This is a genomic window from Pollutimonas harenae (assembly GCF_004153685.1).
Classification (GTDB): domain Bacteria; phylum Pseudomonadota; class Gammaproteobacteria; order Burkholderiales; family Burkholderiaceae_B; genus Pusillimonas_C; species Pusillimonas_C harenae.
In genome coordinates this window covers 360,781-378,226 of the sequence record NZ_SDQD01000001.1, presented here as the reverse complement: position 1 = coordinate 378,226, position 17,446 = coordinate 360,781, and the positions used below count along the sequence as shown (strand labels likewise).

The following is a 17,446-nucleotide window of genomic DNA, read 5'->3' as shown; positions in this document are numbered from 1 at the left end:
AACAGCCCGGGCAGCAGCTTCTATGCAGCCCGGGCCAGTGTTTGCTGATTGATCTTAGCGGTGATGCCTGTGGTGTCTATGATGCCTTTTGTGGTGGTGTTTTTTGTAGTGATGTTTGCCACGGTAATAGCGGTTGTCTACATAGCGTCGGTCAGATCGATAAGAACGATCATAACCCCTCCAGTGGCGATGTCTGTGGTCGTCTGTCAGGATATTGCCCAGCAGGCCACCTGCAGCGGCACCGCCCAGTGTCATGAGTACGTCGCCTTCTGACAGCACGGCACCCGTGGCAGCACCCAGACCAGCACCCAGTATGGTATTGGTGGTTCTTCGGTCGGCGGCCGAGGCATTGCCGATTACGGCCAGAGCCATTAACCCGGCCAACGCAACTTGAGCGATGTGGCGGCTTAATTTCATGGAACTGCTCCTGATGTTGTACATGAAGCCAAGCGTAATCGACCAAATCCACCTCCAGCAAGCATTTATATCGGGTTTGCATTGCATTGAAATAATTTAAGGGCTGACTGCAGTTTCTTGTTACGTCCTTGTATCTGACTGGAACCTTGATGCCAAAAATACGCAAGCATTCCTCTGTTCTAGAGGTTGTGGTCATCGGTGGCGGGCCTGCTGGGCTGATGGCTGCCGAGACCCTCGCAAAGGCTGGCATGCGTGTTGATGTTTACGATGCCATGCCCTCCGTAGGCCGAAAGTTTCTACTGGCGGGGCGTGGAGGACTGAACCTGACACATAGTGAGGACTCTGCTGCATTTCGGACGCGATTCGGCACGCGTGCGGCACAGGTTTCATCCTGGCTGGACGACTTCGATGCTCAGGCGTTGCGTGACTGGGCCCACGATCTGGGCATCGAAACTTTTGTGGGCTCATCCGGCCGTGTCTTCCCCAAGGAAATGAAAGCAGCTCCCTTATTGCGTACCTGGCTTCAGCGTTTGCGTGCCAGTGGTGTGACACTGCACGCCAGGCATAGGTGGCAGGGTTGGTCTGCTGATGGCGCTTTGCTTCTGGATACGCCGGAGAATCAGGTGGCCATCCGCCCCGATGTCGTGGTCCTGGCACTAGGTGGAGCAAGCTGGGCACGCCTGGGTTCAGACGGGGCCTGGCAGTCGATACTGGCGGGCAAAGAGGCCGTGATCGCGCCTTTGCAGCCGGCGAACTGTGGCTTTCTGGCGGATTGGAGTGCCCATTTCTCGGAACGCCATGCAGGTCAACCATTGAAGTCCGTTGCCATGGCACCGCCAGGCCAGCCGATGCGGCGTGGGGAGTGCATGATTACATCCCACGGTCTGGAAGGCGGACTGGTTTATGCCTGGTCTTCGTTGCTGCGTGAAGCCTTGCTGGGCAAGGGTGAGGCAATAGTGCAGATTGATCTGCTGCCCACGCGCGACCTGTCTTACGTGCAGCGCGAAGTGGTGCATCCGCGCGGTTCACGATCCTGGTCCAGCCATTTGGGCAGCCGTCTGGGCTTGAAGGGTGCCAAGCTGGGCTTGCTGCGAGAATGTTTGCCCAAGAGCGCGTTCGAGCAGCCCGGTATACTGGCTGCGGCCATTAAACAGCTTCCTGTACGCCTGCATGGCATGCGTCCGCTGGATGAGGCTATCAGCACAGCCGGCGGTGTCAGCTTCGACAGCCTGGACGGAAATCTGATGCTGCGTACCGCTGCAGGTGTGTTTTGTGCCGGTGAAATGATCGATTGGGAAGCGCCCACAGGAGGCTATTTGTTGACAGCCTGCTTTGCCAGCGGCCACGCGGCTGGGTTAGGTGTCTTGCGCTATCTCGGTTTGGCCGGGTGATGCTCATAATAGGTCCGAGCGTCTGTTTTTAGTGCCACCAGAGCTTGAGCTTTTTGTGTCGTCGTGCCAGATACGCACGATCGTCCATACTGGAGAAAATGACGGCAAACACGATGCCTATGGCTGCACCGACTATCGTGTCGATAACGCGCTCTACCGGCATATTGCTGTTTGCGACAGGTGCGGCCAAATGGGTCATCAGCAGCGCCATGGGGGTGATGGCAATCTGCCCGAAGGCATAGTTGTAGCCAATCACAACTTCGGTGATGTATTGGAAAAACACAACGGCTATGGCCACCGCCCAGAATGAGGGGTCCTGCACCAGGATGGCCCACACTATACAAGCGCCGACCACCGTTCCCGCCATACGTTGCAGTGATCGATTCATGGTCAGGTGCAAATGCCCGCCCTGCATCACGGCGGTAGCGCCTATGGCTGCCCAGGCCGGGTAATGCCAACCCGACCAATACGTGATCAGGGCTGCCATGCCGGCGCCTATGGTAATGCGTGCCGCCACGAACAGCCGTTGCGACATGGGCGGCAGGGCGGCGGCGGGCTTGCTCGAAGCACGTGAGTCTTGTGGGCGCAGGCGATCGGTAAGCGCACAGATCAGCCAGGCCAGCACGGCACCCCATGCCGTCGCCAGTGTGCGTTCCCCCACTGTCGCCAGGGTATCGACCGGGCTTAACACTGCACCCACGGCAAATACAAAAATGACGGCTCCCGGTCCGCCGCCCAGCCCCCAGCTCGATACGGAAAGTGTATATAGTCCGGCGGACAGTGCCAGCAACAGCACCATAAAGGCTTGCGTAGCACCCAGGTAGCTGGCAAGAGAGGGAATGAAAACACCGGCCACCAGCAATATGCCGCATATCATGACGATGCGGCGGCGGTGTTGCAAGGAATCATAGCGCCCGAACAGTGCCGCTAGCGCACCCAAGGCGGGAAAACCGACCAGGTGTGGCCAGGGCGACAGGTGGGCGGTTGCCAGCGCGACCAGCAGCGCCAATGCAGCCTGGAACCCGGCAATGCTGGCAATTTTTATAGATGGGGGAGCCGCTACAAGCAGGCTTTGCCGAAGTTGTTGACCACTGAGCAGGTGGCCGGCTGAGTGTCTGCGCGAAGCTTTCAGGCTGCCCTGTTTTCGGCGGGCAAGATGTGCCGCCGCTTGGAGCGCTTGTTTTTGTTTCCGGGATGACATGGGAGGTAGACAGGATGCTGTCTATATATGATACATCGCGGAGCGGCGAGTTTTCTCTCGAGCATGTTCCTGCGGTCGGTGTTGCCGCCACCGGCATGCTATGTGGATTTCTGGCCGTGCAGCTTATTCGATGATGGCTGCGCTTTCTGTGGCCGCTTCGCCTTTTGCGTGCAACGATATAAGCGGGGGCTGAGCCTGATGCGCACGCTCTTGCAACAGGCGTGTTGCGAGCGGGGGTGTGTACTGCTTGACCTTCCAGTTGCGGTACGGGGAAGAGACTTGATTCATTGCGGGCATATCAGACTCCGAGTAAGTGAGTGTTCATTACTGTATCCAGTGCTGCGCTTTTTCCATCCTTATACAGGATGAGGCTTAATGCTCGCATATGCAAGTTTCATTATTGCGACACTGTTTCGGCTGCCCGTCTGCAGCGGGATCACTGCGTTGATTTAATTGTCAAATAATTAAAAGTATATGGCTTGGTCTGACAACTGTCCGAATATCAAAAGCTATTGGCAAAAACTAAAAAGCTGGAGCTTGCAATTTATTGCATAGTTACCGCCATAGCGCGCTTGCATCAGTAAGCGGGCCCCTAAACTTTGCACTCCAGGCAGCTGATGCTATCTGAAACGATGCGTTCAGGAGAGTGCACACGTCATAAGAAAAAAATGTTCAAGCAATCCTCACACGTGCTGGTAGTGGACGACAATGCTGCAAAACTTCATTCATTAATAGATGCTCTGCGAAGATATCCTTGTCGTGTAACGGTCGCCGGTGATGGCGTTCAGGGATATGCACAAGCCGTTTCAATGGTGCCCGATATCATCTTGATGGAGGCCAGCATACCCCGGCGTGATGGAGTCACAACGACCCGCTTACTCAAGGCCAATCCTGACACTGCGCATATACCAGTAATTTTTCTCACTGCTGCCGCATCCCTGGAAGAACGCCTGAATGGATTGCGAGCGGGTGCGGTCGATTATCTACTTAAGCCCGTCCAGGTTGAAGAGGTAATAGAGAAGTTACGTATTCATCTTGCATTAAGAAAAAGCCTGCCTAGTCCAGCCCTCGCAACGATTGTTGCCGAAGCCCAAAACTTCAGCAAAGCTGGGCAGAGAATGGATTCGGCGCAAGTATTGCAGCGGGCCGCAGCGAGCATTATTCAAGAGCGATTGACCGAACCTCCTCGGATAAGCGAGCTGGCCGCCCAGTTGGCGGTGTCCGAGCGTCGAATCATGGCAGCCTTCAAATCGAGCGTGGGAATGTCTGTGTTCGAGTACATCCGTCGTGAGCGGATGCGCAAGGCGGCTCGCCTGCTTATCCAGACAGACTTGAGCATGCTGGATATTGTGGCGGAGGTTGGCTATTCGAGTGCGGCAAATTTTTCGACCGCGTTCCGGCAATTCTGGGGAAAGACGCCTTCCGCCTTTCGCGAAACCCAGACCTACGACGATATGTGTTCTCGCTAATTGGCAAAATAAATTCACATGTCTGCATATGTCCGCAGGGTTTTAGACGCACTTCAAAATTTTAATATTTAGAAAAATTAACAATTGTTTTGTAGTGGTTGTCCGGTTTTCAAAGCTTTTTGGTGAAAACGGAAAAGTTGCCCTTGCCCATTTATCTCATAGTGTCACCACTTTGACACGCCCGAATTTTTTAAGCGTGTCGCGGCCCTCTCATTAATGAAAAAAATCGCATTTTTTTTGCGAGGGAGAGGTGTTGACTTTGAATACTAGGGAAAGAAAGTGAATCGAATTTACAAAACGGTTTGGAATGAGCAAACACGCACGTTTGTCGCTGTTTCCGAGCTGACAAATACACGCGGCAAGCGTTCGGGAAGTTCTTCTGTAGTGGGTGGCGCAACATCGTCAAGCGCCAAGTTTCGCGGTGTGCTGGCATGGGGTGCTATTGTGTTGTCAGGGGCGGGGTTGGTGGGCGCAAGTATTCCTGCGCTGGCTGATGTGACCGTAGGCAACGAGCAGGCCGTGAGCGGAAACAGTATTGAATTCAGCATTGGCGCTGGTAATATAAATTTTGCAGATGGCGGAACAATCAGCGGCCTGTCGGTCGTGGCGCTAACAGCCGATGGCACTAGTGCCGCTACGACCGGACAGCTGTATACCACTACGCAAGAACTGACGGATGTCACTGCTAGAGTCGCCATCAATGAAGGAGCCATCACCGCCTTAAATTCGACGGTGAGTGGGCACACCACTGACATTGCGGATCATAATGCGCGGATCAGTGCCAACAAGAGCGATATCACCACCCTGGAACAGAGGCTTTATACCCAGGGAGATGGCGTCAAATATTTCCACACTAACTCCACGCTGACAGACTCCGATGCCGCTGGCGTCGACTCCATAGCCATTGGGGCCGAAGCCGTCTCGGCAGGTCAAGCCAGTGTTGCTGCTGGTTTAGGCGCGTCCACTACCGAAACCGCTGAAGATGCCATTGCTTTGGGACATGGCGCAACGGCAGGTACCGTGGGTGCAACGATGGCTGATGGTGCAGGTTCTATCGCTATCGGTCGCGATAGCCAAGCCAGCGGCAATAGCACCCTGGCATTGGGTGATGGCGCTAAGGTAGAAGATATGCGCATCAGTAATGCGGCAGCGATAGGCACTGGAGCAAGGGTCAGTGGCGCAGCAAGCGATCAAGCGATGGCACTGGGCCACGAGGCCCATGCGAGTGCGGCTCGTGCTACAGCCGTTGGTGCCGCTGCGAAGGCTGGCGCTACGGATGCAACTGCACTCGGCGCCGGCGCATCCGCGTCGGGGGCGGGCAGCATCGCGATAGGACAGTCTATTGCGACGGCTGGTAGCGCCCTCGCCGCAGGCACAGGCGCCTATGCCGGTACAGCCAACAGTATTGCGCTGGGGGTTAACGCTGGTGTCGGCACAGAAGGCAATGCGGCAGGAGACCGCACAGACCATATTGCTATTGGTACCAGCGCAGGTCAAACAGTGGTTGGTAATCAAAGCATTGCAATCGGCTATAAAGCCGGCTCTAGCGTAACGGGCGATGACAATATTGCGCTGGGAACCAACGCTGGCGGGGGGATTAGCGGCAATAACAACATCGCCATCGGCGTTGGCGCCAACAATGGCGCCGGAAGCAGGGCACAATCCATTGCGATTGGTGCAAATACGCGCGCCGGATCCGACTCGGTAGCCGTGGGCGATGGAGCCCGGGCAATAGGCAGCGAGACGCTGGCACTGGGCAAGGATGCTGGTGCCGAGGGTAACGGTGTTGCCATGGGTGCTCACGCCTGGGCCGATGGCAACAGTATTGCGCTGGGACGTAACTCTGCTGCTCGAACTTCTGACCTCAATGGCAGTGGATACCTGACAGGCGAGGCAGCTCCAGGCTCCGCCGTGTCGGTAGGCAATACAAATAGTGGCCTGCAGCGCCGTATCGTCAACGTGGCCGACGGTGCACAGGGATATGACGCCGTTAACGTTCGCCAATTGCGAGGTGCCCAGCAATCGGTCGCGACCTTGATTGGTGGCAGCGTTGCAGTCAATGCAGATGGAACCTTCAGTCCTATTACTGTGAAGGATGCGGGTGGCAACGATGTGCAGTTCAATACTGTAGTTGACGCCATTGGCGCTGTGACTAGCGGCACTGTGGATATTCTGCCAGTCGATGCCGTACGCTATAACACAGCAGGTGGAATCAGCAACGTGGCGGCAGGCATTAACGCCACCGATGCCGTCAATGTCGAGCAGTTGAATGAAGCAGTCGCCGAGAATGGCGTCAAATACTTCAGCGCCAATACCAACATTGCTGCCAACCGCATCAATGACGGCGCCACGGGTGCAAATGCTATGGCCGTTGGTCCGGCAGCAGTTGCGGATGGCGACTCCTCACTAGCTATTGGCAATGCAGCCAGGACAACTGATGGAGCGAACGAGGCCGTTGCCATTGGTTATGACGTAAGTGCCCGGGCGAAGTACTCGACAGTGCTGGGCAATTCCAGTCATGCCTATGATCAGGGTGGTGTGGCCATTGGCCAATTGGCTGTTAGCCGCGGCCAGAACTCTATTGTTATGGGAACCGGCGCAGAATCTGATCCCAAGTCCAGTGGTACGGTTGATAACGCTATTGTGATTGGTACTAGTGCAGAAGCTACCGCTGACGACGGCATCGCTATTGGTCAGAGTGCGCTGGCTTCTGCGGAGCGTGCAGTGGCCCAAGGCTACGATGCTCATGCCATGGCGGATGATGCCGTAGCCATTGGCACACGTTCACGCGCCAGTGGCGTCAGCTCACAGGCCAGCGGGACGGATGCTAGCGCCAGCGGTGAGAACGCACAGGCCAGCGGTACGGGTGCCCAGGCTAGCGGCTATAACGCGATCGCCAGCGGAACCGGTGCGCGCGGCTACGCTGCCGACGGTATCGCATTAGGAACTGGAGCAGTGTCCGGACTCGCCAGCCCTTTGGCCGAAGAAGCGGCGCGTAATCGCAGGAGTATAGCGATTGGTGATCATGCATTGGCTGATTACGAAAACGCGCTGGCGTTAGGTGTATCGGCTAATGCGCGAGCCGAGTCCGCTACTGCAGTGGGCGATGCCGCGGCAGCTACGGCCGACGATGCATTAGCAGTCGGATCGGCCGCTCGTGCTACTGCATTGAATGCATCTGCATTTGGCCAAGGCGCTCAAGCCATGCATCAAAATTCAGTAGCCTTGGGCAGTGGCGCAATCACGACAGCGCCAATAGGAACTTCCAGCACCACGATTGACAAGATCACTTATAACTACGCCGGTACTGCGCCGCTAGCTACCGTGAGTGTGGGTGATGTGGGGGCAGAGCGCACTATCACCAATGTGGCAGCAGGTCGTGTTAGCTCAACCAGCACCGATGCCATCAACGGCAGTCAGTTGTTCCAGACCAATACGGCAGTGACCGCTCTGGGCAATAATCTGGACACCGCAGGACAGAGTGTTGCTGCTGCATTGGGCGGTACATCCGTATACGACCCCGCCCTGCATACCGTGATTGCCGGCTTGTCTGTTCAGGGCAACACTTATACCAACGTTCAGGATGCGCTGACCTATGTGGGGCAGGGCTGGGATGTCAGCACTCAGGGTGGTGCCAGTGCGAACGTAGCGCCGGGCGGCTCGGTTGACTTCAGCAATACCGATAGCAACGTCGTGATCAGCCGTACAGGCACTGACCTGGCGTTCAATCTGGCTGACGATCTCGATATAGGTAACAGCATTACTGTTGGCGATACCGTGATCAACGGAGATAGCGTCACCACCAACAATTTGACGGTCGAAGGTAATACCCAGCTGGGTCCCAACTTTGAGATCAACAGTGGCGGAGCCTATTACACTGGACCAATCACCGAGGGTAACCACATCACGAACAAGACGTATGTGGATGGTGCGGTGGATGATCTGGCCGATACCCCCCTGACTTTTGCAGGGGACAGCGGTAGCGATGTTGCACGTCAATTGGGCCAGACAGTGAACTTGACTGGTGGAGCAACTGACGCGGCTACGTTGACCGACGGTAACATCGGTGTGGTGGCCAACGGCACCGATACACTTGCGATTAAGCTGAGCAAGGACATCGACCTGGGTGTCGACGGCAGTGTAAAGACGGGTAATAGTGTGATGAACACCCGTGGCTTGACGGTGAGCGACGGTGCCAATACGACCACGACGACAGCATTGGGAACCACGGTGAGCGGCAGCACCGGGACCACGACAGTGGGTGCTGGCGTGGTGACGGTGGCTGGTGGTTCGAACACCATCACTATCAACGGTACTAGCGGTGATATCACGGGCCTGGCTAACAGGGATCTGGATGCCGCAGACTTCGGCAAAGCGGGTCGGGCGGCTACGGAAGAGCAGCTTCAACTGGCGCGCGATGAAACGAAGACACTGGATGACCGGGCAGTCAAGTATGACTTGAATCCGGACGGCACCACCGTCAACTACAACGTGGTGACGATGGCAGGCGATACTGGCAACGCTACGCAGGATTCGAGCACTGGGTTGACCACCATGACGGGCGGCACTCAGATCAAGAACGTGGCGAGTGCAGGCGACTACAAGGATGTAAACAACGCATTCAATGCGGTCAATGCGGGCGATCTCAATAATGCTGTGCAGGACGTAACCAGCACTGGCCTGAATTTTTCGGCTAACGATGGGGCAGATGTGCATCGCGACTTGGGTCAGACCTTGGCAATCCGTGGTGGTATGGCTGACACAACTCCGGCAGCAGATACCAGTGGCGAGAATGTCATTACACGCACAACCGCTGATGGCATTGAGATCGAATTGGCCAAAGATGTGGTGTTTGACAGTGTTGCGACGGGCAATACAGTGATGAATAGCACCGGGTTGACGGTCAATGACACGGCAGCAGGTACCTTGACCAGCATAGGCTCGGGAGCGATTGCGCTTGCTGATAACAGCGGAAATATCACCACTATTGAGCCAACTCAGGTCGTAGTGGGTGGTTCCTTTCCTATCGTGATTGGAGGTAAAACTGGCGTCATCAGCGGTTTGCAAAACCAGACCATCAACTACCCAGGCTTTGGCGATGGGTCTGGCCGCGCAGCAACAGAAGAGCAGCTCAAACCGGTCACCGACTTTGTTGCGCTCAATAATGACGGCACTTTCAGCTACAACGGCCAAAATCACCCAACACTGCAGGCGGCGCTTGACAGCATGCAATGGAACATCGAAGTTCCTGCGCCCGAAAATTCTGGTGGTGGTTCGGGAGATACTGGTGGTCCAGACGGGACGAGCGGTTCAGATGGCCCTGGCAAGTCTCATGGCGACGTGGGTGGTGTCGGGAGTGACAGCCCCACACCTATCAGCAATGGCAACACCGTGGGCTTTGTGGCAGGCAACAACATTGTCATCTCCAAGGCCGACCGGCCCAGTGGCACTGGTGCGGATATCAAGGTTGCCATGGCTCAGGATATCTCCGTCAATTCCATCACGGCGGTGAATATCAATGCGGGTCAGGTCAAGGCGGACCGGATTGAGATCAACAACGGCGGCCCGATCATTGATGAGAAGGGCATCAATATGGCGGACAACCGCATTACCAATGTTGCGCCGGGTGTAGATGAAAAGGATGCCGTCAACGTTGGCCAACTGCAACAGACTGCAGGCAACCTGCAGAATCAGGTGAATGATCTGCGCGGCGACCTGCGCCGTCAGGACAAGAGGCTGAGCGGCGGTGTAGCGGCGGCCATGGCAACGGCTGCGTTGCCCCAAGCTTATCTGCCAGGCAAGACCATGATGTCCATGGCCGGCGGCACCTGGAACAGTGAATCGGGTATGGCGATTGGCTTCTCGGGTATCTCAGACAACGGTCATTGGGTCTACAAGCTGTCGGGTAACGCAACGTCCCGCGGTGACTACGGCGGTGCCGTAGGCGTCGGCTATCAGTGGTAATAACCCCAAGTCAAGAATGTGTCGGCCGGAAGGCCGGCCGACACATCACGCCTATATTTAAAGGATTTTAAGTTTATGAACAAGATATTGATTGGAACCGTGCTGCTGGCCAGTGTTGCACTGGCAGGCTGCGGCACCTTGAGTAAAGTGGACGCCGAGGGCAAGACAGATAATCCGGTATTTCCGGATGCCGAAGATACTTCGTTTCACACGGGTTCATACCCAAATATCAGCAATCTGCGTCAGGTTGGCGATGGTGTCACACGAGACCAGCTCTACGACCTGCTGGGTCGTCCGCATTTTGCGGAAGGCTTCCAGGTACGCGAATGGGACTACTTGTTCCATTTCAATACGCCTGAGGGTCGCAAGACTTGTCAATTCAAAGTGCTTTTCGATAATGACAAGATTGGACGCAGCTTCTACTGGGCTCCCGCAGAGTGTGCCAACGTGGTGAGTAGATAGGTACCGATATGAAGCTCATGTTCAAACTGATAGGCTTGATGTTGACGGCCACGCTTGCTGCCTGTCAGACCACTGCGCCTGGCCATTATCCGGCTCCTGTTGATCCGATACCACCTGTGGTCAGGGGCGAGAACGCCCAGATGCCGGTTGCTCCTCCTGCAGCGGCATCGCGGCCGCAATCCAGCGCGGTGATTACTGTGCATCTGGCGCAGCAACGCCAGGAACCCTCGTTGATACCGGTCGATGCGGGTGGAGATGCGCCGCTGTATGCCTTGCCGCAACCTGTGCTGACGCAAGGCGATATTGCACGTGTGTCGCCCGTTACAGCCCAAGATCGGAAGACTTTCCTGTTGCTGGAAATGAATCAGTACGGCATTGCAAAGCTGCGTAATGTCACCGAGCAAGCCAGAGGAAATTTCCTGCTGTTGAGCGTGCAGGGGCAACTGGTAAGTGTGGCGAAAATCGGCGAGGTCATTTCCGATGGCCGTTTGTTGGTCAGCACGCAAGGGCCTGCCCATACACAGGCCATCATTCGATTGATGCAGAATCGTTGATATCCGTTAAGGTGGCGGGTGGCCCGCCACCGTGCTCGCGAAATTCTGAAGGTGTGATGCCCACTTGAGCCCTGAACGCCGTCGCAAAATTGGCAGGGCTGGAAAAACCCAGCTCTTCCGCGATCTCGATGATTAACAAAGAGGTCTCCAGCAGCATTTGGGATGCCTGTTTGATGCGTTGCTCACGAATGTATTCAAACACGGTCAGGTTGAGCTCTTTCCGAAATGCGCGTATTAGTCTTTTTTCATTAGTGTTCAGGGCTTGGGCCAGTTTTTCCTGGGTGGGTGGTTTAGACAGACGGGTGCTCAGGTAGCTGCAGGCCGCCTTGACCAAGGTCATGTCTTTTTGACTCCGTCCCCCGGGCTTGACGGCCTCCTGAGGTTCTTGTGAGTTCTTGCTTTTCAGGTGAATCCGTATGCGTGCCAGCACTTCTTCCTGCTCGAATGGCTTGATGACATAATCTACGCCACCGCTGGTCAAACCCTCTAGTCGGGAGTCCAGATCACTGGCCGATGTCAGGAAAATAATCGGGATGTGTGAGGTCGCAGGGTCGCTTTGAAGCAGGCGGCTCGCATCGAATCCATTCATAACCGGCATATGCACGTCAAGCAGGATCAGATCTGGCTGTAAGGCTTGGGCGCGCTGGTATCCTTGTGCGCCATCGAACGCGATACTGAGTCTGTACCCCTGTCCTCGAACAACGTCTATCAATAGGCGCAGCTCATCCAGACGGTCATCGATAATCAGCAGATGTGGGGTGGCTTCTGCGGGTTGAGCAAGCGTGTTGTTCATTTGGTGTTTGCCAGTGCCAATGTTTCGATACGGTCAAAATCCAGGGCTTTCAGCGCCTGTTGTACAAGGCTGAAGAAGGGCGCACAGCTGGGATGGGCTGTTGTTTGCTGACTGAGCCAGTGCTCTATGCTGCTCAGCTCTCCTTCTCGCGCAAACTTGGCAAGGTCCACACGAAGTTCCACCGGCGGTATTTGCTGTGTGCTGAGCAAGTGGTACTGCTCGTCTTCAGGGCGAGTCGCAGCAACGATATCGTCAATTTGCATGGTGTCTTCAGTTAGCAGTTCAACGGGTATATGAAGACTGAAACGGCTGCCTTCGCCAGGGCGGCTGTCCAGGCTAATCCTGCCGTTCATATTCTTGATGATACGTTGGGCAATATGAAGACCCAGCCCCGCGCTGCCCGGACGCGCATCAAGCTGTGTGTAGGCGTCAAAAATCGAATGTTGATGTGCTGGCGCTATGCCTGCCCCCGAGTCCTCGACATGAAACACCAGCTCTGTTTCTTCCTGTGAGCGCTGTAAGCCAATGGCAAGGTGTATATATCCATTTCGTGTGAATTTGGCAGCATTTGAAATCAAGTTCAGCAATACTTGCTGCAAGCGCTTGTGATCGGTCTTGATCATGGTGGGTAGGGGCGTTTGCGCGTGCAATGCCAGGCGGTTGTTCTGGTGCCGGGCCAAAGCCTCCGCATGCTGCATAATGTTGTTCAGCAATTCGCGCAGCGAGGTGGATTCCATTGTTATATCGAGTGGGGTGGGCTGTTCGTGCCGCGCATAGTCAACGATTTCGTCGATTAATGACATCTGGTAGTTTGCGCTGCGTTCAATGGCATTGATATGTGCTTCCTGGGTAGGTGTGGCGTTAGCTGAAAGCAAGCGGGTGTACCCCACGATAGTGGCTAACGGCGCGCGTAAATCGTGCCCTACGTAGCTTAGCGTTTCTGTTTTTCTGCGATTTTCCTCGTTCGCGTATTGCAGAGAGCGGTTCAGGGCTTCGGTCTGGATAGCCACTTGTTCTTTGAGTCTGTCCCGTTCGCTTTCACGCATGCGTATCAATTCATTATTGGCGTCCCTGCGCTGTCTGGCGATGATCATGATCCAGGCGGTCAGTACGCTGATGTTGATGCCCAGCCGTGCCAGAGCCAAGATGGTGTTGTCGCCCGGGGAATGAAACCCAAGGTCGGAAGCGACTTGTGGCAACCACCCTATTTGCTCCAGCAGTCGCAGCAAAGTATGGGAAGCAATGAATAGCCCGGCTATGATCAAGAAGCGGCTGCCGGGTACAGACGCCCTGAGCAGCAGCACCGCACAACTGACGGCGCCGATGGCGTACAGGGCCATGGCAAACGGCGTGAGCTGCGTCGCCCAGTAGACATCTCCAAACAGCCCGGTCAATCCGGTAAATGCCTGAAAGCAAATGATTGCCACGATCAGTTTTCGGCCAGGTATGTGTACAGCTTCCAGACGTGCAATAGCCAGTATGAAAGTCAGTACCAGGGTTGCTGCGGTAAACCCGAGAAATGGTGAACTGCGTAGTGCCCAGTCGCTGGCCTCAGGCCAGAGATAGATTTTGGTGTAGCCTCTGCGCGAGGCCTCGTAAACTGCAGTGGTCATGCACAACACGGCCAGTAGGCCGAAACTCACGCTGCGGCTTAGCACGGCGATCAGTAGCGCGCCCCATGCCAGTACCAGTATGCCTCCGAATAGGATCCCGGCCCACATTGCGGATTTCTGCTCTCCAGCTTCGTAAGTAGGGCGGTCATACAGTTGGGGTTCGATGGCCAGCAGGCTTGCGCTGCTGACCCGGGCAATAATGCTTGTGCGTTGCTTTGGCTCGATGACGAAAGGCAAGGCCTGTCTGCGGGCTGTGTGGGCCGTACGAGCATCCACAGGAATCCCGGCGCCCATGGCTGTGTGATGCCATTGGCCATCTTGGCGCACGTAGTAGTCAACCCTGCCCCGTATGGAAGCATTCAATATCAGGCGCAGGTCCAGCGTTTTCAGGCTTTCATTTTCAACGTCGAGCTTGAACCACCATGCCGATCGTGAGGATGCCGGCAATTCCGTGGCGGCCAACGGCTGGAATTGATCGGGATGCTCCCGCTCAAGTGTGACGACGTCTGCCAGTGTCATTCGGGCATCGCGGTCTTCATGGACGAGTATGTCTTGTTGAGGCAAGGCCATGGGCCAGTCTTGTGCCGAGGACGCGAAAACAGTGGCAGCCTGACTGCTTAAGGCTGTTACGCCCAGGATAAAGGCGATGGTGATTTGAAACAGCACTCCCCAGCGATTGTCGTTGAAACGATCAATGAAATGATTCATGGCCAGTTTTGTGATTCCGATGCCAGCATGTAAGGTATGCAAGACATAGGGGCTGCAGCGAGCCTTGTCTGTGGTTTTTCTAAATTTTTCTATATATCTTACTGCATTGATGCAAAATCGTGCGAAGAGCGCCGAATTGTCAAATAAAGTCGAGCTTAATTCAAAATGAATACAATGATCAACTTTATACAATACATTGCTTTGCATTCTTGCTGGCGGCAATTTGTATGCCGATAACGTTCCTGGGCTCATGACACTCCGTGCTTCGCTTGTATATTCTGTATTGCTTGCTGCGATAACTCCGGTTCAGAAAACGGCGTGGGCCCAAGCTGGGTCGGCTGCTGAGTTGCCGGCAGTACTCGTTACCCCCAGCGCTGAAGTTCAAGCCTTGTCAGAGGCTTACGCCAAACGCAGTGCGGCGCCGGGCCATATATCAGTGATTCCCATCGAGTCATATAGTGACGGCACCGTCCTGGGCATGAGTGACGCATTGTCCAGAACGCCAGGAGTGTATACACAGAATCCGTCGGGCCAGATCAGTGCCCGTATATCCATCAGAGGCTCGGGTATCACTTCACCCTCTGGTACACGAGGCGTGCGCCTATTGCGCGACGGCCTGCCACTGGGGCGTACCGATGATGTCGGAGATAGCATTTATACCGACCCGTTGGCTGCTGACTTTATAGAGGTACTGCGCGGAGCCAATGCCATGCAATACGGAGTGGCTACGTTGGGGGGCGCAGTGAATCTTGTCTCGCCTACAGGCTATACGCGCTCGGGTTTCAGGGCTCGCCTGGAAGGCGGGGCATATGGCTATAAGTCAGGCCGGCTGGAGGGGGGATGGACCGGCACAGATGGCTGGGATGCTTATGCGTCAGTGAGCAGCACACGATCAGATGGGTATCGTGCTCATTCCGACTACAAACTGTCGCGATTTTATGGCAATGTCGGTTATCAGTTCAGCGATGTATCGAAGGGACGGCTGCATGTAACGCAAGAATACTATCGGGTAACTATGCCCGGTGCCTTGACCTATGATCAGCTGCAAGATGATCCCCAGCAGGCCAATGCTGCGTCTGAAATGGTCGATGCTCATATCAGAACGACGCCGCGCTGGCATCTTGCCTATGTGCACGATATAGCACTTTCGCCAGACAACACCCTGGCGGTAGGTCTGTTTCATACGGGGACGAAGTTCAGTTCATGGGGAACGGCCTCGCAAATTAATTACGATGCCATCGATTACGGGATGTCGTTGCGCCAAGAAATAAAGAGCCATTGGGCCGGACATGACAATCGAATAGTCTGGGGTGGGTCTTACTCGCGGGGCGACGATCATAATCGCTCCTATTGGCCGGATATGTCCAGTGTGTCGCCTTTTGCGCCGCCTGAGGGCAGCCCGCAGGCGGATCTGGATACCAGCCGGTCTCAGGCCGAGCTGTTCTTCGAAAACCACTACGCGTTGACTCCGGCACTTACTTGGGTGGCAGGAGCACAGATGGTGTGGGCGCAGCGCAGCACCGACAATGAGGTCTCGCCCTTGGCCCGCAGCTTTTTTGCCAATGGCCAGGCAACGGCGCGGTACAAAGGCTTTAGCCCAAAGCTGGGCCTGGTTTGGAACAGTACGCCTACTACGCAATGGTATGCCAACCTGAGCCGCAGCTTCGAACCGCCCAGCGCAGTCGCCTTTTTTTCACCCGATGGCATTCTTGATGCCCAGCGGGCCACTACCTTTGAGATCGGTACTCGAGGTGGTACCGATGCCTTGCGCTGGGATGTCGCGCTATATCATGCAAAAGTGCGCGATGAGCTGATAGAAACCTATTTGCCGGGCAACGTGGGGATAACCGTTGCGCACAATGCACCCCGAACCATTCATCAGGGCCTTGAAGCCGGGCTGAAAGGAGAGGTAAATCTGGGTACGGTTCCTGGCCGGTTGGAGTGGGCCTTGGCCTATACATTCAATGACTTCCGGTTTTCAGACGATTCGGTATATGGCAATAATGCACTGCCAGGTATTCCGCGTCATGTAGGCCGGCTTGATCTGATCTACCGGCACCCGCAAGGCTATTATGCTGGCCCCGGACTGGAACTCGGATCGGGGTGGGATGTGGACCAAGCTAATACCGAGCAGGCTCCAGGCTATGGCCTGCTGCATTTTCGTGCCGGGTACGATAGTCCTGATGAGCGGTTCCGTTTATATATTGATATGAGAAACCTGCTGGATAAAACATATGTCGCTTCGACGGACTATGTTGTGGATGCCCGCAAGTTGGCCAGCAAGGCCCTTTATACGCCGGGGCTGGGGCGCAGCGTATTCATGGGGGTTGAACTCACGTATTGATGTGGGCGTGGGTGCAAGCAGTAATATCAAAGCAAAAGAGCATGCTTGGCAGATGGTAATCCAAGCCTTGTCACTACATTTTTGCGGAGAATCACCATGAACGACGCGTCATCACTGTCAGACTGGATTATCGAGCAGGTGTCCGATGCCTTGATCTACGTCGACCGGGTTGGCAAGATTGAGCGGTGGAATCAGGCTGCCTGCACGCTGTTTGGATACAGCGCAGCTGAAATGCTGGGCAATAGTCTGGATCCGATCATTCCCGAGCATCTGCGGGCGGCTCACTGGAAGGGCTTCAGCGCGGCGGTAGACAGTGGCAAGACCAGGCTGCAGGGGCGCCCAACCCTGACTCGCGCGGTACATAAAAACGGTCAGAAGCTTTATGTGGAAATGACTTTTGCCTTGGTCGCGGATGCCGCTGGAGCAACAGTAGGCTCGGTCGCCATGGCACGAGATGTCACTGAGAGAGTCGAAAAAGAGCGCGCCGCCAGGGCGGCTTGAAATCATTGCCAGTAGCCTGGCAGCCGTGC

At 55.5% G+C, this 17,446-nt stretch carries 12 protein-coding genes; 7 read left to right on the top strand and 5 right to left on the bottom strand.

The annotated features are described in order from the left end of the window. Positions 1 to 54: 54 nt before the first annotated feature. On the bottom strand, positions 55 to 417 hold the full coding sequence (locus ERD84_RS01730; RefSeq protein ID WP_130037652.1) for a hypothetical protein: 363 nt from the start codon (positions 415 to 417) through the stop codon (positions 55 to 57). A gap of 149 nt (positions 418 to 566) precedes the next feature. Between ERD84_RS01730 and ERD84_RS01725 the strand changes: the two genes are divergently transcribed. Beyond that, the gene (locus ERD84_RS01725) at positions 567 to 1,808 is read left to right on the top strand and encodes a TIGR03862 family flavoprotein (protein ID WP_130037650.1); all 1,242 of its coding nucleotides are present in this window, start codon (positions 567 to 569) and stop codon (positions 1,806 to 1,808) included. Between the two features lie 28 nt (positions 1,809 to 1,836). Here ERD84_RS01725 and ERD84_RS01720 read toward each other — a convergent pair whose 3' ends face one another. Then, the gene (locus tag ERD84_RS01720) at positions 1,837 to 3,009 is read right to left on the bottom strand and encodes an FUSC family protein (protein ID WP_130037648.1); all 1,173 of its coding nucleotides are present in this window, start codon (positions 3,007 to 3,009) and stop codon (positions 1,837 to 1,839) included. A gap of 123 nt (positions 3,010 to 3,132) precedes the next feature. Further along, entirely contained in the window at positions 3,133 to 3,297 is a 165-nt protein-coding gene (locus ERD84_RS15915) for a hypothetical protein (RefSeq protein ID WP_167667187.1), read from the bottom strand. Between the two features lie 380 nt (positions 3,298 to 3,677). Between ERD84_RS15915 and ERD84_RS01715 the strand changes: the two genes are divergently transcribed. From ERD84_RS01715 to ERD84_RS01700, 4 genes are all read left to right on the top strand, one after another. Next, positions 3,678 to 4,478 (top strand): helix-turn-helix domain-containing protein, encoded by an 801-nt coding sequence (locus ERD84_RS01715; protein ID WP_167667214.1) that lies wholly within the window; start codon positions 3,678 to 3,680, stop codon positions 4,476 to 4,478. Positions 4,479 to 4,757: 279 nt separating this feature from the next. Then, complete coding sequence (locus tag ERD84_RS01710; RefSeq protein ID WP_130037644.1) at positions 4,758 to 10,442, top strand: YadA-like family protein; 5,685 nt, start codon at positions 4,758 to 4,760, stop codon at positions 10,440 to 10,442. Positions 10,443 to 10,517: 75 nt separating this feature from the next. Beyond that, positions 10,518 to 10,904 (top strand): outer membrane protein assembly factor BamE, encoded by a 387-nt coding sequence (locus ERD84_RS01705; RefSeq protein ID WP_209019805.1) that lies wholly within the window; start codon positions 10,518 to 10,520, stop codon positions 10,902 to 10,904. An 8-nt stretch (positions 10,905 to 10,912) separates the two neighbouring features. After that, positions 10,913 to 11,458: a hypothetical protein gene (locus tag ERD84_RS01700; protein WP_245150594.1), complete on the top strand. Its 546-nt coding sequence runs from the start codon at positions 10,913 to 10,915 to the stop codon at positions 11,456 to 11,458. Here ERD84_RS01700 and ERD84_RS01695 read toward each other — a convergent pair. Together ERD84_RS01695 and ERD84_RS01690 are read right to left on the bottom strand one after the other, a co-directional pair. Then, complete coding sequence (locus tag ERD84_RS01695; protein ID WP_130037642.1) at positions 11,433 to 12,251, bottom strand: response regulator transcription factor; 819 nt, start codon at positions 12,249 to 12,251, stop codon at positions 11,433 to 11,435. The genes ERD84_RS01700 and ERD84_RS01695 overlap by 26 nt on opposite strands. Beyond that, complete coding sequence (locus tag ERD84_RS01690; RefSeq protein WP_167667211.1) at positions 12,248 to 14,572, bottom strand: sensor histidine kinase; 2,325 nt, start codon at positions 14,570 to 14,572, stop codon at positions 12,248 to 12,250. Before ERD84_RS01690 ends, ERD84_RS01695 begins: the two co-directional genes overlap by 4 nt. Positions 14,573 to 14,822: 250 nt before the next feature. On the opposite strand from ERD84_RS01690, the gene ERD84_RS01685 reads away from it, so the two are divergent. Continuing rightward, positions 14,823 to 16,916 (top strand): TonB-dependent receptor family protein, encoded by a 2,094-nt coding sequence (locus tag ERD84_RS01685; RefSeq protein WP_130037638.1) that lies wholly within the window; start codon positions 14,823 to 14,825, stop codon positions 16,914 to 16,916. Between the two features lie 96 nt (positions 16,917 to 17,012). After that, complete coding sequence (locus tag ERD84_RS01680; protein ID WP_130037636.1) at positions 17,013 to 17,417, top strand: PAS domain-containing protein; 405 nt, start codon at positions 17,013 to 17,015, stop codon at positions 17,415 to 17,417. Positions 17,418 to 17,446: the final 29 nt, after the last annotated feature.